Genomic DNA, 17055 nt, shown 5'->3' with positions numbered 1-17055 from the left:
TTGCCGAGCCTCACCGGCTCGGCCCCTTCCTCCATGCTGCTGCGCATCCCCGACATCCTGAATCCCGACGAACTCGAGCGCGCCCGGCAGCTTCTCAAGCAAGCGCCCTGGACGGACGGAAAACAGAGCGCCGGAGTGCAGGCGGCGCAGGTCAAGAACAACGAACAGCTGCCGCACGACTGCGAGGCGGCGCGCCAGATCCGCGCCATGGTGTTGCGCGGGCTGGACCGTTGCCCGCCATTCTTCTCTGCCGCCCTCCCCAAAAAGGTGTTCACTCCGCGCATCAACCGTTACGGCGGCGACCACAACGCCTACGGCAACCATATCGACAATGCCATCCGCGCGCTGCCCGATGGCGGCCAGCGCGTGCGCACCGACATCTCCTGCACAGTGTTCCTGTCGGATCCCAACGAATACGAGGGCGGAGAGCTGTGCATCGCCGACACCTATGGCGAGCAATCCATCAGGCTCCCGGCCGGCCACATGGTGCTCTACCCCGGCACCAGCCTGCACCAGGTGCGCCCCGTTACGCGTGGCCACCGCCTGGCCTGCTTTTTCTGGATCGAGAGCATGGTCCGCAGCGACGAGCAGCGCCGCCTGCTCTACGAACTCGACATGAACCTGCTTCGCCTGCGCCAGCAGCACGGCGAAACTGCCGAGACCACGGCGCTTACCGGCACGTACCACAACCTGCTGCGCATGTGGGCCGACACATGAAACAGCCCCCCGCGCTGGAGCGCCTACCCGAGGGTGTGGTCACACTGGCCGACCATGAAAGCCAGGCGAGGACGCGGCTGGACGCAAACGCCTGGGCCTACTTCAGCGGTGGTGCCGCCGACGAGCTGACCCTGCGTGCCAACCGCAACGCCTGGGACCAGCTTGTTTTGCTGCCACGCGTGCTGCGGCCGCTGGCGGGTGGTCACACCCGCGTTGAACTGCTGGGCCGAACGCTGGCCCACCCCATCCTGCTGGCCCCCGTGGCCCATCAGAAGCTGGCCCACCCCGACGGCGAACTGGCCACGGCCCATGCCGCCGCCGCACTGGGCGCTGGCCTGGTGCTGAGCACGCAGGCCAGCGTGCCATTGGAAGAAGTGGCCCGCGCCGTACTGAACGAGGCCGATCGCGGCCCCCTGTGGTTCCAGCTCTACCTGCAACCGGACCGGGGTTTCACCCGGGAACTGGTGCAGCGCGCCGAAGCCGCCGGGTATGAAGCCCTGGTGCTGACGGTCGACGCGCCCACCAGCGGCGCCCGTGACCGCGAGCGCCGCGCCGGCTTTCACCTTCCTTCTGGCATCCGGGCGGTCAACCTGGACGGCATGCCCTTGCCGCCTCCGCCCCGGCTCGATGCCGGCCGGAGTTCGCTCTTCGACGGCCTGCTGCGTCATGCCCCCACCTGGGACGATGTGGCCTGGTTGCAAGCCCAGACCCGTCTGCCCGTGTTGCTCAAGGGCGTGCTGCATCCCGACGATGCGCACCAGGCCGCGAGCCTGAAGATCGCCGGCCTGGTGGTCTCCAACCATGGCGGACGCACACTGGACACCACGCCGGCCACGGCCGCCGTGCTGCCGCGCATCGCCGACGCGTTGGGTGGCGCCCTGCCCCTGCTGGTCGATGGCGGCATCCGCCGCGGCACCGATGTGCTCAAGGCCATGGCCCTCGGTGCAAGCGCCGTCCTGCTGGGCCGGCCCTATGTCTACGGCCTGGCCAATGCCGGCGCGGTGGGCGTGGCGCATGTGCTGCGCCTGCTGCGCGATGAGCTCGAGATCGCCATGGCCCTGTGCGGCTGCCGTACCCTGCAGGACGTCACGCCGGCGCTGCTCGATACAGAGCGACGCGGCTCGGTGAGTTGATCACCGCGGGCCAGGTGAAGCGTAAAAATTTGAGACCCTGTTTGACTCGCCTCATTGAATAGTAATAATTCTCATTTATAATTTCTTCATCATGCCGACTTTGATCCTCCTCGGTAGCCTGGCGCTTGTGGCGTTGGCCTCCTGCTGGATCTTCAGAAAGTAGCGACATGCGGCCGCCCCGGCCGACACCTGACAATATGAATTCCACCCTGCCTTCAGCCCAAGCTACTGTGATGAACCGCCGCCTGCTCATTGCCACCAGCGTGGTCGTGCTGCACGTCTTCGTGCTGTGGGCACTCCAATCGGGTCTGATGCGCCGCGCTGTCGAGGTCATCATCCCGGGCGAAATCCTCAGCGACATCATCAGCCCCCCGGCGCCACAACGAGCCCAGCAGTCTCAGACGCCGACCCCACCACGCAAGCCCGAACCGCAGCCACCCAAGCCGCAGGCACAGCCGGTGCAGCCCCAGCAGACCCTCGCGCCGGAGCCCTCGCCCATCGTGGCGCAAGCTGTGCCGGCTGCCGCTGCGCCCGCAGCCATCGAAGCCAGCACCGTGGCCGCCACCCCGGCCGCGCCCCCTGCGCCGGCGCGCATCGAGCTCCCCTCCAGCGACGCGGCCTATCTGAACAACCCCAAGCCGGCCTATCCGGCCCTGAGCCGCCGCCTGGGCGAGCAGGGCAAGGTGCTGGTACGCGTGCTGATCGGCGTGGACGGCAAGGCCGAGCAAGTTGAAATCCGCCGCTCCAGCGGTTACGAGCGGTTGGACCAATCGGCCCTGGCCACCGTGCGCAGCTGGCGCTACGTGCCGGGCAAACGCAACGGCATCCCCGAAGCCATGTGGTTCGAGGTGCCCATCGTCTACGTGCTCGAATAATTTTCTTATCCGGAGTTTTTATGGAATCGCAATTCGGTCTGTTCAACGTCTGGGCCCAGGGTGACTGGGTCACGCGCGGCGTCGCCCTGCTGCTGCTGGGCATGTCTCTGGCTTCGTGGATGGTGATCCTTTTCAAGGCCATGGACATCGTGCGCTACAAGAAGCTGGCGCAGGAAGCCGAGGGCTTCTGGCACAGCGCCGATTTCGCCGAAGGCCTGGCCAAACTCGGCCCGCAGCAGGACAACCCTTTCCGCAACCTCGCCGAAGAAGGCCGTGAGGCCGCGGCGCACCACCGCAACACCAAGGCGCACCTGCACGACAGCCTGGACATCAGCGACTGGGTCACGCGCTGCCTGCGCAACAGCATCGACAACTCTACGGCCCGCCTGCAGGCCGGCCTGGCGGTGCTGGCCTCGGTCGGTTCCACCGCCCCCTTCGTCGGCCTGTTCGGCACCGTCTGGGGCATCTACCACGCGCTGCTGAGCATCGGCGTGGCCGGTCAGGCCACCATCGACAAGGTGGCCGGCCCGATCGGTGAGGCGCTGATCATGACGGCCCTGGGCCTGGCCGTGGCCATTCCCGCCGTGCTGGGCTACAACGCCCTGGTGCGCGGAAACAAATCCATCCTGGGCAAGCTCAACAGCTTTGCCCATGACCTGCACGCCTACTTCGTCACCGGTGCCCGCGTGGGCGGCGGTGGCGATGCCAAGGTCGTGCCCATGAAGAAAGCCTGATGCCATGGCCTTCGGAACCCAGGACGAGACCGACGAGGTGATGAACGAGATCAACATGACGCCGCTGGTCGACGTCATGCTGGTGCTGCTCATCATCTTCATCATCACCGTGCCGGTGATGAAGCACGCCGTCAACGTAGACCTGCCCCAGGCCTCAAGCCAGCGCGAGGAGATCAAGCCCGAGACGCTGCGCCTCTCGGTCGACGCCAGCGGCACCTACTACCTCAACGGCAACCAGGTCAGCGATACCGACCTGCCGGGCATGCTGCAGGCCGAAGGTGCGCGCACGCCCCAGCCCGACCTGCACATCAGCGGCGACAAGGCCGTGCGCTACGAGCGCGTGGCCCAGGCCATGGCCATGGCGCACCAGGCGGGCCTGCGCAAGATCGGCTTCGTTTCCGAGCCGACGCGCTGAACCCCGGTCACGGCATGACAACAGCAGCGAACGGCACCTTGCCTGCACCAACACCCGCCACCCCGGCACCGGACAGGACGGGGCACGGCGGCGTTGCGCAGATGTCAACGGATACGGCGCTGGACAGCGCGAGTCTCCTGCAAGGCGGCAAGGCGGTCGCGATACGCCACAACGGCGAGGTCTACCGCCTGCAGGCCACGCGCCAGGGCAAGCTGATCCTGACCAAATGACTAGGGGCCCGTCAGGGCCCCTAGTTTCGTGGGGAAGGGAGCGGCTCAGAGGCCGATGGCGGCGATACCGGCGCGCGCGATCTGCGCGTCTTCCGTCGATTTCACACCGCTGACGCCCACGGCACCCAGGCACTGTCCGTCTTTCATGATGGGCACGCCGCCCTCGAGCAGGCCGTCCAGGCCCGGGGCGCTGAGGAAGGACACGCGGCCGCCGTTGATCATCTCTTCGTAAATGCGGCTTTCACGGCGCCCCATGGCGGCGGTGTGTGCCTTGGCCGGGGAAATCTGGGCGGAGATGGGGGCGGCACCATCGAGGCGCTGCAGCCACAGCAGGTGACCACCATCGTCGACGATGGAGATGCTGACGGCCCAGTTGTTCTTCAGCGCCTCGGCCTCGGCGGCGGCGGCGATCTTCTTGATATCGGAGAGCTGGAGGGTGGCTTTGGTTTGCATGGCGAAAAAGTGGCAAAAGAATGACAGCCGCAAGCATAGCCCCAGAACCCGGGGTTTCGGCCGCACCCTGTCGCAAAACTGCCATGACAAATACACAGGGTGTGTGGTGGATTGCAGTGGGCATCTTGAATCCGCCTAGAATGGCCGCAACTGTGCAACAGCTGTTGTCAGTATGACCAGGAGATGAAGACATGAGCGAACAAGTTCAAACCTACGAGCAGGCCGGTTACGGCCAGGTGCTCTCCGCCACCGAGCGCAACAAGGTGCTGCGCAATACCTACTGGCTGCTGGCCCTGAGCCTGCTGCCCACCGTGGCCGGCGCATGGCTGGGCGTCGCCACCGGCATCACCGCCTCCCTGACCGGTTTCCTGGGCCTGATCGTCTTCCTGGGCGGGGCCTTCGGCTTCATCTACGCCATCGAGAAGACCAAGAACTCTGCCGCCGGTGTGCCGGTGCTGCTGGGTTTCACCTTCTTCATGGGCCTGATGCTCTCGCGCATGATCGCCATGGTGCTGGGTTTCAAGAACGGTGCCGATCTGGTGATGACCGCCTTTGCGGGCACCGCAGGCGTGTTCTTCGTCATGGCCAGCCTGGCCACGGTGATCAAGCGCGACCTATCGGGCATGGGCAAGTGGCTGTTCGTCGGTGCCATCGTGCTGATGGTTGGCAGCATCATCAACGTCTTCCTTGGCTCCAGCACCGGCATGATCGTGATCTCCATGCTGGCCATCGGCATCTTCAGTGCCTACATGCTCTACGACATCAAGCAGATCATCGATGGCGGCGAGACCAACTACATCAGCGCTACCCTGGCCCTGTACTTGGACATCGTCAACGTGTTCCAGAGCCTGCTGGCCCTGCTGGGCATCTTCGGCGGCGAGCGCGAATAAAGTTCACTCCCCAAAAAAAGGCCCTGCGGGGCCTTTTTTCATGCCCCAGGGTATGCCACACTCAACTCACGGCCTCAACTGCCGATAAGGTCAGTAACGCCCTCCTGAACAAGCCATGACGCCGCGCCTTCTGCTTATCCCTGCCCTCGCCCTGCTGCTGGCTGCCTGCGACATCCCCGGGATGGGCCCGGATCCGCGCATTGCCCAGCGCGAGGCCGAGGCCAAAGCCATAGGCGGTGCCTGCCGGTATGCCCTGCGCGGCATCGAAGAGTGCTACCAGCTCAATCCCAAGGCCCTGAAAACCGCTGTCTTCGAGGGCTGGCGCGAGATGGACCAGTACATGCGGGACAACAAGATCGAAGGCCAGCCCACGCCCTCACCCGAAGGCAAGGAAATGGCTGAAGAGAAGAAGCCCGCCGCCTCGGCCGAGAAGAAGCCCGAAAAGCCGGCCACGGCCGTCAAGCCCGCCGTGGCGGACAAGAAACCCTCCTGATTTCGGCCGATCAGGCCAGTTCGAACACTGCCATGCTCTCGACGTGCGCGGTGTGCGGAAACATGTTCACCACCCCCGCCGCCGTGCAGCGGTAACCCGCCTGGTGCACCAGGAGACCGGCATCGCGCGCCAGCGTGGCCGGGTTGCAGCTCACGTAGACAATGCGCTGCGGCGGCGTCCAGCCCTGGGCTCCCGGCGTGGCCGGATGGTTGGCCGGGTCCACATTCTGCTGGTGCAAGTCGGCCAGGGTCTTGGCCAGAGCGAAGGCCCCCTCACGGGGCGGATCAACCAGCCATTTGTCTGAGGCGCCATCCTGGACCAGCAGTTCGGGGGTCATCTCGAACAGGTTGCGTGCCACGAAGTCCGTCGGCGCCAGGGCCTGCCCATCGGCGCGCGTACCCTGGTTGAGCCGCAGGTTCTCGCGCGAGCGCGCCACCAAGGTCTCGCTGCCCTCGATGCCCAGCACCTCACGCGCCTGCGTGGCAATGGGCAGGGTGAAGTTGCCCAGGCCGCAGAACCAGTCGATCACGCGCTCATCCCTCTGCGCATCGAGCAGGCGCAGCGCACGCGACACCAGCACGCGGTTGATGTGCGGGTTGACCTGGGTGAAGTCAGTCGGCTTGAAAGGCATGGTGATGCCAAACTCGGGCAGCGCGTAGCTCAGCGGCGGCGTGCCCGGGGTCTCGTCCAACAGGTGCACGGTGTCCGGCCCCTTGGGCTGCAACCACCACTGCACATCGGGATGTTCCGTGGCAAAGGCACGCAGCTTGGTTATATCGCCGGCACTCAGCGGCTCCAGGTGCCGCAGCACCAGCGCCGTCACCTCATCACCGCAGGCCAATTCGATCTGCGGGCAGGTTTCAATCGCCTCGAGTGAACCGATCAGTGCGCGCAAGGGCATGAGCATGGCGCTCACATGCGGCGGCAGCACCGGGCAGACCTCCATGTCGGCCACGTAACGACTCTTGCGCTCGTGGAAACCCACCAGCACCGTCCCCTTCTTGCGCACGTTCCTCACCGAAAGGCGGGCACGGTAGCGATAACCCCAGGCCGGGCCTTCAATCGGGCGTAAAACCGTTTCCGCCTTCACCTTGCCCAGGTGCCAGAGGTTGTCCTCCAGCACGCGCTGTTTGACCGCTACCTGCGCGCCCGGGTGGAGGTGCTGCATCTTGCAGCCGCCACAGGCTCCGGCGTGCAGGCCAAAGTGCGGGCAGCCTGGCCGCACACGCTGGGACGACTCCTGGTGGATCGCCGTGACCGTGGCCTGCTCCCAATTGTTCTTGCTGCGGTTGACCTTGGCGCTGACCACCTCGAATGGCAGTGCGCCTTCAACGAACACAACTTTGCCGTCCGGCCGATGAGCGATGCCCTGGGCCTCGATGTCGAGGGATTCGATCTCAAGCCTATCGGCTGGCAGATCCATGTTTTTCCGAATTTCTTCTGTCATCCCCCAATTGTCCCCGAGGAAACGCCCGGGACTTCATAGAGCCCCATGAAATCTGGCCGGGACAGCCCGTCTCACGGACACAGTGGCTCCCTATACTTGACCCTGTCCCGAGGCCGGCCCAAGCCGCCCCGAAAATCGTGATCCAGTTTGGAACCCAATTCAGCCAACAAGGAGCCGCATGTCCCTAACCGTTCCGTTGTGGCGCTCGGTCAAGGCGCGGGTCACGCTCTCAGTGCTGGCCATTTCCCTGGCCAGTCTTTGGTCGCTGTCCTATTTCGCCAGCGGGGTGCTGCGCAAGGACATGGAGCGCCTGCTGGGCGAACAGCAGTTTTCAGCAGTCTCCGTGGTTGCGGCCCAGATCAACAGTGCCGTGGACAACCGGTTCAGGTCTCTTGAAAGCGTCGCCAGCACGGTGGCGCAAACCATGCGCAAGGGACCGGCAGCGACTCAGGCACGCCTGGATCAACTCCTGCTGCTGCCGACCCTCTTCAACGGCGGCGTGCTTGTCCATCGGCTCGATGGGACGGCCGTCGCCGAGGCGCCGAACTTGACCGGTCGGATCGGAGTCAATTACATGGACATCGGGAGCGTCGTAAACGCGCTCCGCAAAGGCGAGGCCAGCATCAGCGAGCCCATCATGGGCAAGGTGTTGCGGGCACCGGTCATCGGCATGACCGTGCCGATCCGCGACGCGCAAGGCGAGATCATCGGGGCGGTGTCAGGCCTGACCAATCTGGCATTACCCAATTTCCTTGACGACGTGTCAAAAAACACCTATGCCAAAACCGGCGGCTACATGCTGGTCGCCGCAAAATACCGGCTGGTTGTCACTGCGACCAACCGGCAGCGCATCATGGAAAAGCTGCCCCCCGCAGGCAGCATTACTCTGGTCGACCGATTCATCCAGGGTTACGAAGGCTCGGGCGTCGCGCGCAACCCGCAGGGACAGGACGTCCTGGCCTCTGCAAAAGCCATCCCCATGGCCGGCTGGTATTTGGCTTCCGCCTTGCCGACGGCGGAAGCCTACGCCCCCATCCATGACATGCACCAGCGCATGTTGCTGGCAACCATCGTTCTGACTTTGCTGGCGTGCGGCCTCACCTGGTGGATGATCCGGCGCCAGCTCGCACCGATGCTGGCAGCGGCCAGGACCCTGGCGTCCTACACGGTCGCAGCGGGCAATCCTCCACAGGCCCTGCCCATTTCGCGACAGGATGAAATCGGCCAGCTGTTGGGCAGTTTCAACCGCCTGCTGGTGGCGCTCACGGAACGCAAGGAAGCGCTCAAGAAAAGCGAACGCTTCAAGGACGTCATCCTGAACTCCATGGCGGCGCACATCGCGGTGCTGGATCAGAGGGGCGTGATCCAGGCGGTCAACGAACCTTGGCGTCGCTTTGCGCTGGAACACGGAAGCGAATCGGGACAACCCGCATCCCATAACCAGATCGGCGTCGATTACCTGGCCATGACTCGAGGCGCCATCGGCAACATTCCCGCTGAGCATGCCGAAGAGACCTGCCAGGGCATCCAGGCCGTTCTGGACGGCAAGCAACCCTCTTATTCCACCGAATATTTCTGTCATGCGCAAGGCCAGAAGCGCTGGTTCACGATGAACGTGATGCCACTGGGCCAGGAGAAGCAAGAAGGGGTAGTCATCACGCACACCGATATCAGCGCCATCAAACAGGCCGAAGATGAGCAGCGCATCGCCGCGGTCGCCTTCGAATGCCAGGAAGGGATGATCATCACCGACGCCCATCGACGCATCCTGCGCACCAACCGGAGTTTTTCCCGGATCATGGGCTATAGCAACGAAGAATCAACCGGCCAGTCGACCGATTTCCTCTACTCCGAACGCCACCCTCTCGGTTTCTATGCCAGCGCCTGGCAAGCTGCGCAAGAACAGGGCATCTGGAGCGACGAAGTCTGGACAAGGCACAAGGATGGCAAGGTCTTCCTCCAGTGGGTCACGTGCACTGCGGTCAAAAACGAATCTGGCAACATAACGAACTACGTGATCACCCATACCGACATCTCCTACCGCAAGCAGCAGGAGGCTGAGCGACAGGCTGCCCAACTGGCCCAACGCGACGCACTGGTGCGCGAAGTGCACCATCGCATCAAGAACAATCTCCAAGGCATCACCGGCCTGCTGCGTCAGTTCGCCCAGACCCATCCGGAAATCTCCGACCCCATCAACCAGGCTATCAGCCAGGTGCGCAGCATCGCTGTCATCCACGGCCTGCAGGGCCGCCGCTCCGAGCGTATGGTCCGCCTGTGCGAGCTCACGGGCGCAATCGCCTTGGACATCACGACGCTCTGGCAGACACCGGTGCGTGTCGACATCCCCAGCCCATGGACGCCCTGCGTCGTAACAGAGGCGGAAGCTGTTCCACTGGCGCTGGTGCTCAACGAGCTCATCATCAATGCGGTCAAACACGGGGATGGGCGGGCGCCCGGTGTCGACGTTCGCCTGCGCAAGGGAGAACGGGACGATCAGATCCTGATATGCATCAGCAACACCGGGGTCTGGCAGGTGCCTGATTTCGGCCCCACCTCAGGGCCAATACGTAGCGGGCTGCAGCTGGTCGAAGCCATGCTGCCCCGCTCGGGTGTCCAGTGGCGGAGCGAACAGGATCGCGGCATGATCCGTGTCTGGCTCACCATTGACCCCCCCGTCATCCATCTGGAATCAACGAATACATCCGATGAATCCATCCGTGACACAGAAGACAAGACTGTTGCTGGTTGACGATGATCGCCTGGTCCTGACCACGCTGGGCAGTGGTCTGCAGGAGGCGGGCTACGACATCAGTACCGTCGAATCGGTCGAAGAAGCCGAAATGCTGCTCTCCGGCGGCATGCGCCCGGACCTGGCCATCGTGGACATTCGGATGTCGGGACAGGATGGCCTGTACTTGGCCCGCCGCCTGCGCGAACTGGACCATATCCCCTTCCTCATGCTGAGCGCCTACAGCGAGCCCGGAATGATCGAACAGGCCAGCGAATTCGGTGCCCTGGGCTACTTGGTCAAGCCGTTGGACACGCCTCAGCTCGTGCCGGCCATTGAAGCGGCACTGTCCCGTGCCAATGAGCTCCAGGGTTTGCGGGAAATGCGCAGCCAGCTCCAGGCCGCACTGGATGCCGACCGCGACATCAGCGTGGCTGTGGGCATCACCATGGTGCAGCAGCAGCTGACGCGCCAGCAGGCCTTCGAGCTGTTGCGCAAGACCGCACGCAGCCAGCGCCGCAAACTCGCCGAACTCGCGGCAGGGATCATCCGTGGTTAATAAGCACGGAATGGGGTTCCCAGCACCGTTTCCGATTGATACCGATCAAGGTATCGTGCTATAAAAAGCTGCTAGGACTGTCCGTGTGGACGGCAGTCCACTCATGAGGCCCTGAACCTGCCTTGTTGAACCAGCATCCCGCGCTCTGTGCGGGATGGGTTTTCAACTCCCAGGAACCAGCTCGAGGGCCTCATGCGCACGAACCTGCCGATCACCCAGCGGGAATACGAATTCCCCAGCGGTGAAACACTGCTGTCAGCCACCGACACTTCCAGTCACATACAGTACGCCAATGCGGCTTTCATCCGCACCAGTGGCTACCGCGTCGATGAACTGATCGGCCAGCCCCACAACCTGGTACGCCACCCCGACATGCCGGTGGAGGCGTTTGCCGACATGTGGCGCACCCTCAAGGAAGGGCAATCTTGGACAGCCTTGGTCAAGAACCGCCGCCAGAACGGCGACCACTATTGGGTACGCGCAAATGCCGCGCCCATGCGCCGCAACGGCGAGGTCGTGGGCTACCTCTCCGTGCGCACCAAGCCGGGGCGTGAAGAGATACAGGGCGCGGAAGAGTTGTACAGGCGCTTTCGCGAAGGCAAGGCCGCGGGCTGGGCCTTTCATCGCGGCCTGGTGGTGCACACCGGCTGGCTCCGCTGGACCAGCGCCTTGCAACTGCTGCCCACAGCCTGGCGTGTGCGCCTGCCGCTGCTGACACTGGCCGCACTCCTGCTGCCCCTGCTGGTAACAGCCGGGCAAGCCGCCCAGGGCGCCGGACTGGCAATCGGCCTGCTGCTGGCGGACCTGTTTATCGAGATTCAGGTGACCCAACCGCTGGCGCGTGTGTGCGGCACGGCACAACAGGTCGCCAGCGGCGAGCCGGCCAAAGACCTGAGCCTGAACCGCTGCGACGACATCGGTCTGCTAGCGCGCGCCATCACCCAGGCGGGGCTGAACCTGCAATCGCTGGTCTCGGACGTCAGCGAGCAGGTTTCCGGACTGCATGTGGCCAGCCAGGAAATCGCCACCGCCAACAACAACCTGTCCAGCCGTACCGAGCAGACCGCCTCCAGCCTGGAGCAGACCGCTTCGGCCATGGAGCGGCAGACCGCAACCGTGCGACAGAACTCCGACACCGCCCAGCAAGCCAGCCAGCTCGCCGGCGCCACCAGCGAGGCCGCCAGCCGTGGCGGACAAGCCGTAGCCAACGTGGTCTCCACCATGGAACTGATCTCGGACGCGAGCCGCCGCATCGCCGACATCATTGGTGCCATCGATGGCATTGCCTTCCAGACCAATATCCTCGCGCTCAACGCCGCCGTGGAAGCCGCCCGGGCCGGCGAACAGGGCCGGGGGTTTGCCGTGGTCGCCGGCGAAGTTCGTTTGCTGGCACAACGAAGCGCCGAGGCGGCCAAGGAAATCAAGGCGCTGATCGCCGACTCCGTCGGCAAAGTCGATGCCGGTTCGCGGCTGGTCAGCCAGGCCGGGCAGACCATCAACGAAGTGGTCGGCCAAGTGCGGCGCGTCAACGACCTGATCACGGAGATCACCGCCGCTTCGAAGGAGCAGGCCATCGGCATCGCGCAAGTGGGCCAGGCGGTGTCCCAGCTCGACGAGATGACTCAGCAGAACGCCGCGATGGTGGAACAAAGCAGCGCAGCGGCCGGCAGCATGCGCGAGCAGACCCAGCGCCTGATGGACGCCATACGCGTCTTTTCTGTCTGAACCGACCGCCATGAACACACCGCAGCCTCCATCAATCCCCCCCAAATCGCTGGAAGAGTTCGTGCGTGCCATGGAAGCGGCACGCGATGACCTGCTGAAAGTCTCGCTACTGCTGCGCGACCACCTGTACGAGACCGACGTCACGAGTCGCGAACAGGCACGCCGGGCCGCCGAGACACTGATCCGGCATTGCAAGCCCGACTGAACCGTCGCCAGCGCATACCGCGATGCCAACATCCCACGCCCTGCACCCCCACCGTCACCCCTACCAGTTCGGCATCGGTGTGGGGCTGCTGCTGCTTTCCATCCCACTGATGCTGGCCTTGCTTCAGCGTGATCTTTCGCACGCAACAGCCGGGATGTGGCTGCCATATTGGCGGGTCGGGGCCGATCTGGTCAAGGTGGTGGTGGCCATGCTGATCTTCATCACCGGCTACCGCGCTATCCTCTCACCACGCAAGGGGACGGTGGTCTGGCTGGGCATCGCCTTCCTGGGCGTCGGGGTCCTGGGCTTCCTGCACCTAGTCACTCACGGAGAACTACGCGGTGGCATGAAGCCGCCTGGCGAACAGATTTCGCTCGGATTTAATCTGGGTGCCCGTCTGCTGGCAGCCGTTGCCCTGATGATGTACGCGGCCATGCCCGCCGTTCCGGACGTGCCTAGGTTCCGCAAGCGACTGGCCATAGGGGTCATGCTGGCGTGGGTTCTCATCCCCGGCTATCTGGTGCTGACCTACCCCGCACTTCTGCCCACGCTGCTCGGCGAGGAAGGCAGTCCTACGGCCCTGTTCTGGGTCTTGCAGGCCAGCATCCCCGTATTAAATCTGGTCACTCTGGTCACTCTGGTCATCTACTGGCAGCGTCGTCAGGCGCTCGAGCAGGAGTGCCTGATGGCCCTGATCTTCGCGGCGGCCTTGTCCGCCGTCGGAGGTGTCTTCTTCAGCTTCTCGCTGGGCGTGCAGGAAAGCATTCCTCACGCCGTGGCTCACGTCTACCAGGTCGGGTCCTATCTCTTTCTCTTCCATGCCACCTTCAACGAGGCCCTGCGTCGCCCCCTGGAACGACTGGAGATGTTGCATCAGCGCGAGAAAGCGACGCTGAGCGCAGCGCCTGATGGCGTGATCTGGGTGAACCAGCAAGGCAGCATTGCGCTGGCCAACCCGGCCATGCAGACCCTGACCGGTTACAGCCCCGGCGAGCTAGTGGGCCAGAACGTTTCCATCTTTCTGCCACCGCATCTGCGCGAGCGCCATGCCGACTCGATACGCAACTTCTTCCGTTCGCCGGAGGAGCGCGCCATGGGCATGATGGACCTGAAGCTCTACCGCAGCGATGGCAGCCTGCAGCCCGTGGACATCTCCCTGGGCTACTGGGAAGTCGATGGTGAGCCGCACGCCATCGCCTACCTGCGCGACCTGACCGAGCGCAAGAAACTGGAAGAATCCCTGCGCCACCAGGCCACGCACGACGAACTCACCGGTCTGCCCAACCGCTGGCTTTTCCAGCTGCAGCTCAAGCAGGCGTTGCTGCGAGCCGAACGCACCCGGCAGCGGGTGACCGTGCTTTTCCTGGACCTCGACTACTTCAAGACGGTCAATGACACTTTTGGCCACGCCGCCGGGGACGCCCTGCTGATCCAGGCCAGCCGGCGCATCCACAGCCAGCTGCGAGGCAGCGACACATTGGCACGCATGGGCGGGGACGAGTTCGCGATCCTGCTGCCGGATCTCAACCACGCCGACGAGGCCGTCAGCGTCGCCATCAAGATCCTGGCCTGCCTGCAGGAACCCTTTGAGCTGACGCACCAGCAGGTCTACAGCGGCGCAAGCATCGGCCTGGCCTACTTCCCGGATGACGCGCGCGACAGCGACAGCCTGCTGCGTTATGCCGACATGGCCATGTACCAGGCCAAGCAGGGAGGCCGGGGCCGGTATGCCTGTTACTCCCCCGAACTGGACCGACAGACGCATGAGGACATGCTGCTGCATTCCCGTCTGAAAGCAGCCCTGGACAACCATCTGCTCGAACTGTACTTCCAGCCCCAGGTCGAGTTGCACAGCGGCCACATCGTCGGTGCCGAAGCCCTGCTGCGCTGGCACGATCCGGTACTGGGTCAGGTCAGGCCGGACCGCTTCATTCCGATCGCAGAGGCCACGGGGCTCATCCTGCCCCTGGCCGACTGGGTACTGGAAACCGCGTGCAGGCAAATAGCCGTCTGGCAGGAGGCAGGCACACCGATGCGCCTGGCCATCAATATCTCGGCCCAGCAGTTGCACCAGGGACTACTGGCAGAGAAAGTGCACCAGATGCTGACGCGCACCGGCGCGCGGGCGGGCTGGCTCGAACTTGAGATCACCGAATCCATGGCCATGACGCAGCCGCGCCAGGCGCTGGAGCAACTCAACGCGCTTGTCGCGCTGGGCTGCAGTGTCTCGCTGGACGACTTCGGCACCGGCTACTCGTCGCTGGCTCATCTCAAGACATTGCCTGTCAGCGCAATCAAGATCGACCAGGGCTTTGTGCAGGACATCACCGACGACCCGAACGACGACATCATCGTGCAAACCATCATCGGGATGGCGCGCAACCTGGGCCTGGACGTGATAGCCGAAGGCGTGGAAACAGAAGCACAGCGGGACCGCCTGTCCCTCTACGGATGCGCCATTTGCCAGGGCTATCTCTTTCACCGTCCCATGCCGTTGCAGGCGTTCGACGCTCTGCTGCAACAGCGTTTTCAGGCGTCGGAACCATCAAATCAACAGGAGACCAAGATATGAACCAGTTCAAGATATCGACGCGACTGACCATGCTGATCGGCCTGATGTCGCTCGTATTGATTGGCATCGGACTGCTGGGCCTGTTCGGCATCAAGCAGGCAGACCGTGCCATCAAAACGGTGTATGAAGACCGCACCATCCCGCTGGGGCAGGTGGCTGACATCGAGCGCCTGCTGTTGCGCAACCGGCTGGCCATTGCGGTCTCGATCGTGACCCCGACACCCGAAACCATCCAGCCAAACACGGCCGAAATCGAAGCCAATATCACGACCATCACCAGGATCTGGGATGACTATATGGCAACAGCCCTGACGGCCGAAGAAGAAAAAGTCGCCAGACAGTTCGCCAGCGATCGCAGCCGATTCGTGCAGGAAGGCCTACGGCCGGCCGTGGCCGCGCTGCGTACGAACGACATCGAAGGCGTCAAGCGGATCGTGACCGAAAAGATTCGCCCCCTGTACGAGCCGGTCGGAACCGGTATCGCGGCTTTGAAAAAGCAGCAGCTTGACGCCGCCAAGGCGGAATACGAAGCGGCCGAAGCTCGTTTCAGCACCATACTCATGGTGTCGATTGCCGCCATCGCAGCCGGCCTCCTGTTCTCCGTGCTGTTCGGCATGGCGCTCGTGCGCGGCATCTCGCGCGCACTGGACGAGGCCATCACGGCGGCCGATGCCGTTGCGCAAGGTGACCTGAGCCACCGTTTCCAGGTGCGAGGCAAGGACGAAGTGGCGAAGTTGCTGCGGGCACTCTCAGCCATGCAGGACAGTCTGGTCAAGGTTGTTAGCACGGTACGCCAGGGTAGCGAGTCTGTTGCCTCGGCCAGCACCCAGATCGCCCAGGGCAATCAGGACCTGAGCGCGCGCACCGAAGGCCAAGCCAGTGCATTGGAAGAGACGGCGGCCTCCATGGAGGAGTTGGGTTCCACCGTCAAACAGAATGCGGAGAACGCCCGTCAGGCCAACCAGCTGGCCCAGAGCGCCTCGACTGTGGCTGTCAAGGGAGGCGAAGTGGTGGCCCAGGTGGTCAACACCATGAAAGGCATCAACGATTCGAGCAAGAAGATCGCCGACATCATCAGCGTGATCGACGGGATCGCTTTCCAGACCAACATCCTGGCCCTCAATGCTGCTGTGGAAGCCGCCCGTGCCGGCGAGCAGGGCCGGGGGTTTGCCGTAGTGGCGAGCGAGGTGCGCAGTCTGGCCGGACGCTCCGCCGCTGCGGCCAAGGAAATCAACATCCTGATCACCGACAGCGTAGAACGGGTGGAACAGGGCACCGCCCTGGTGGACGAAGCCGGCGCCACCATGGCCGAAGTGGTCAACAGCATCCGTCGCGTGAACGACATCATGGGCGAGATCAGCTCAGCCAGTGTGGAGCAGAGCGCTGGCGTATCGCAGGTCGGCGAAGCGGTGATGCAGATGGACCAGGCCACGCAGCAGAACGCGGCCCTGGTAGAGGAGATGGCCGCAGCGGCCAGCAGCCTCAAGGGGCAAGCGCAGGAACTGGTGCAGACCGTCGCTGTGTTCAAGCTGGCACAGGGGCCGGCGGCACTCCAGAGTGCCCTGCTACCCCAAGCTCCGGCGGCCCCCACCTCCAGACCCGCACTGGGCAACGCCGGGGCAACGAGCAGCCGGCACACACCCCGGCCATCCGTCAGTTCCCCCATCATCTTGCCCAAGATCGGGTCGATGAAAAGCGAGACCGCCGTCCCCACCAGGGCGCTCACTCAAAAGTCCGCCCATCCAAGCCAGGACAGCTGGGAGTCCTTCTGAAACACTGACACGCGGCCCACATCGAGGTCTGCCATTTTCTCGTTTTCTGAGTCGAATGGGCACGGCTTGCGGACCTGCTGCCCGCTCTCTGGTTCTGGCGTTAC

At 63.9% G+C, this 17055-nt stretch carries 16 protein-coding genes; 14 read left to right on the top strand and 2 right to left on the bottom strand.

What is annotated here, in order from left to right:
• The first annotated feature begins 33 nt into the window (after positions 1 to 33).
• The 6 genes from AC07NT_RS05010 (at position 34) to hemP (ending at position 4104) form a co-directional block, all read left to right on the top strand.
• Positions 34 to 717, top strand: a complete 684-nt coding sequence (locus AC07NT_RS05010) for a Fe2+-dependent dioxygenase (RefSeq protein ID WP_498598501.1) — start codon at positions 34 to 36, stop codon at positions 715 to 717.
• Entirely contained in the window at positions 714 to 1850 is a 1137-nt protein-coding gene (locus AC07NT_RS05005) for an alpha-hydroxy acid oxidase (RefSeq protein WP_498597533.1), read from the top strand. The genes AC07NT_RS05010 and AC07NT_RS05005 overlap by 4 nt, the downstream gene beginning before the upstream one ends.
• Positions 1851 to 2083: 233 nt before the next feature.
• A complete protein-coding gene (locus AC07NT_RS05000; protein WP_498597534.1) occupies positions 2084 to 2725 on the top strand; it encodes an energy transducer TonB in 642 nt (213 codons plus the stop codon).
• Between the two features lie 20 nt (positions 2726 to 2745).
• On the top strand, positions 2746 to 3459 hold the full coding sequence (locus tag AC07NT_RS04995) for a MotA/TolQ/ExbB proton channel family protein (RefSeq protein ID WP_498597535.1): 714 nt from the start codon (positions 2746 to 2748) through the stop codon (positions 3457 to 3459).
• 4 nt (positions 3460 to 3463) lie between these two features.
• Positions 3464 to 3874, top strand: coding sequence for an ExbD/TolR family protein (locus AC07NT_RS04990; protein ID WP_498597536.1), 411 nt, complete (start codon positions 3464 to 3466; stop codon positions 3872 to 3874).
• Positions 3875 to 3888: 14 nt separating this feature from the next.
• Complete coding sequence (gene hemP / locus AC07NT_RS04985) at positions 3889 to 4104, top strand: hemin uptake protein HemP (protein WP_498597537.1); 216 nt, start codon at positions 3889 to 3891, stop codon at positions 4102 to 4104.
• A gap of 45 nt (positions 4105 to 4149) precedes the next feature.
• Here the strand turns inward: hemP and AC07NT_RS04980 are convergent, their stop codons facing one another.
• On the bottom strand, positions 4150 to 4557 hold the full coding sequence (locus AC07NT_RS04980) for a GlcG/HbpS family heme-binding protein (RefSeq protein ID WP_498597538.1): 408 nt from the start codon (positions 4555 to 4557) through the stop codon (positions 4150 to 4152).
• 191 nt (positions 4558 to 4748) lie between these two features.
• Here AC07NT_RS04980 and AC07NT_RS04975 point away from each other — a divergent pair, with 191 nt between their 5' ends.
• Both AC07NT_RS04975 and AC07NT_RS04970 read left to right on the top strand, forming a co-directional pair.
• A complete protein-coding gene (locus tag AC07NT_RS04975) occupies positions 4749 to 5447 on the top strand; it encodes a Bax inhibitor-1/YccA family protein (protein ID WP_498597539.1) in 699 nt (232 codons plus the stop codon).
• Positions 5448 to 5562: 115 nt separating this feature from the next.
• Entirely contained in the window at positions 5563 to 5940 is a 378-nt protein-coding gene (locus AC07NT_RS04970; protein WP_498597540.1) for a hypothetical protein, read from the top strand.
• Between the two features lie 10 nt (positions 5941 to 5950).
• Here the strand turns inward: AC07NT_RS04970 and rlmD are convergent, their stop codons facing one another.
• Positions 5951 to 7363, bottom strand: a complete 1413-nt coding sequence (gene rlmD / locus AC07NT_RS04965; RefSeq protein ID WP_498597541.1) for a 23S rRNA (uracil(1939)-C(5))-methyltransferase RlmD — start codon at positions 7361 to 7363, stop codon at positions 5951 to 5953.
• A 202-nt stretch (positions 7364 to 7565) separates the two neighbouring features.
• Here rlmD and AC07NT_RS04960 point away from each other — a divergent pair, with 202 nt between their 5' ends.
• From AC07NT_RS04960 to AC07NT_RS04935, 6 genes are all read left to right on the top strand, one after another.
• A complete protein-coding gene (locus tag AC07NT_RS04960) occupies positions 7566 to 10139 on the top strand; it encodes a PAS domain S-box protein (RefSeq protein WP_498597542.1) in 2574 nt (857 codons plus the stop codon).
• Positions 10129 to 10677 (top strand): ANTAR domain-containing response regulator, encoded by a 549-nt coding sequence (locus AC07NT_RS04955; RefSeq protein ID WP_498597543.1) that lies wholly within the window; start codon positions 10129 to 10131, stop codon positions 10675 to 10677. The genes AC07NT_RS04960 and AC07NT_RS04955 overlap by 11 nt, the downstream gene beginning before the upstream one ends.
• 192 nt (positions 10678 to 10869) lie before the next feature.
• The gene (locus AC07NT_RS04950; protein ID WP_498597544.1) at positions 10870 to 12402 is read left to right on the top strand and encodes a methyl-accepting chemotaxis protein; all 1533 of its coding nucleotides are present in this window, start codon (positions 10870 to 10872) and stop codon (positions 12400 to 12402) included.
• Between the two features lie 10 nt (positions 12403 to 12412).
• Entirely contained in the window at positions 12413 to 12607 is a 195-nt protein-coding gene (locus AC07NT_RS04945; protein WP_498597545.1) for a hypothetical protein, read from the top strand.
• A 22-nt stretch (positions 12608 to 12629) separates the two neighbouring features.
• Positions 12630 to 15179, top strand: a complete 2550-nt coding sequence (locus AC07NT_RS04940) for a bifunctional diguanylate cyclase/phosphodiesterase (protein ID WP_498597546.1) — start codon at positions 12630 to 12632, stop codon at positions 15177 to 15179.
• Positions 15176 to 16951 (top strand): methyl-accepting chemotaxis protein, encoded by a 1776-nt coding sequence (locus AC07NT_RS04935; protein ID WP_498597547.1) that lies wholly within the window; start codon positions 15176 to 15178, stop codon positions 16949 to 16951. Before AC07NT_RS04940 ends, AC07NT_RS04935 begins: the two co-directional genes overlap by 4 nt.
• Positions 16952 to 17055 lie beyond the last annotated feature (104 nt).

The organism is Hylemonella sp. GW821-FHT10B10 (genome assembly GCF_059415585.1).
Note: the sequence above shows the minus strand (reverse complement) of the source record. Positions and strands in the feature narration are given on the sequence as shown.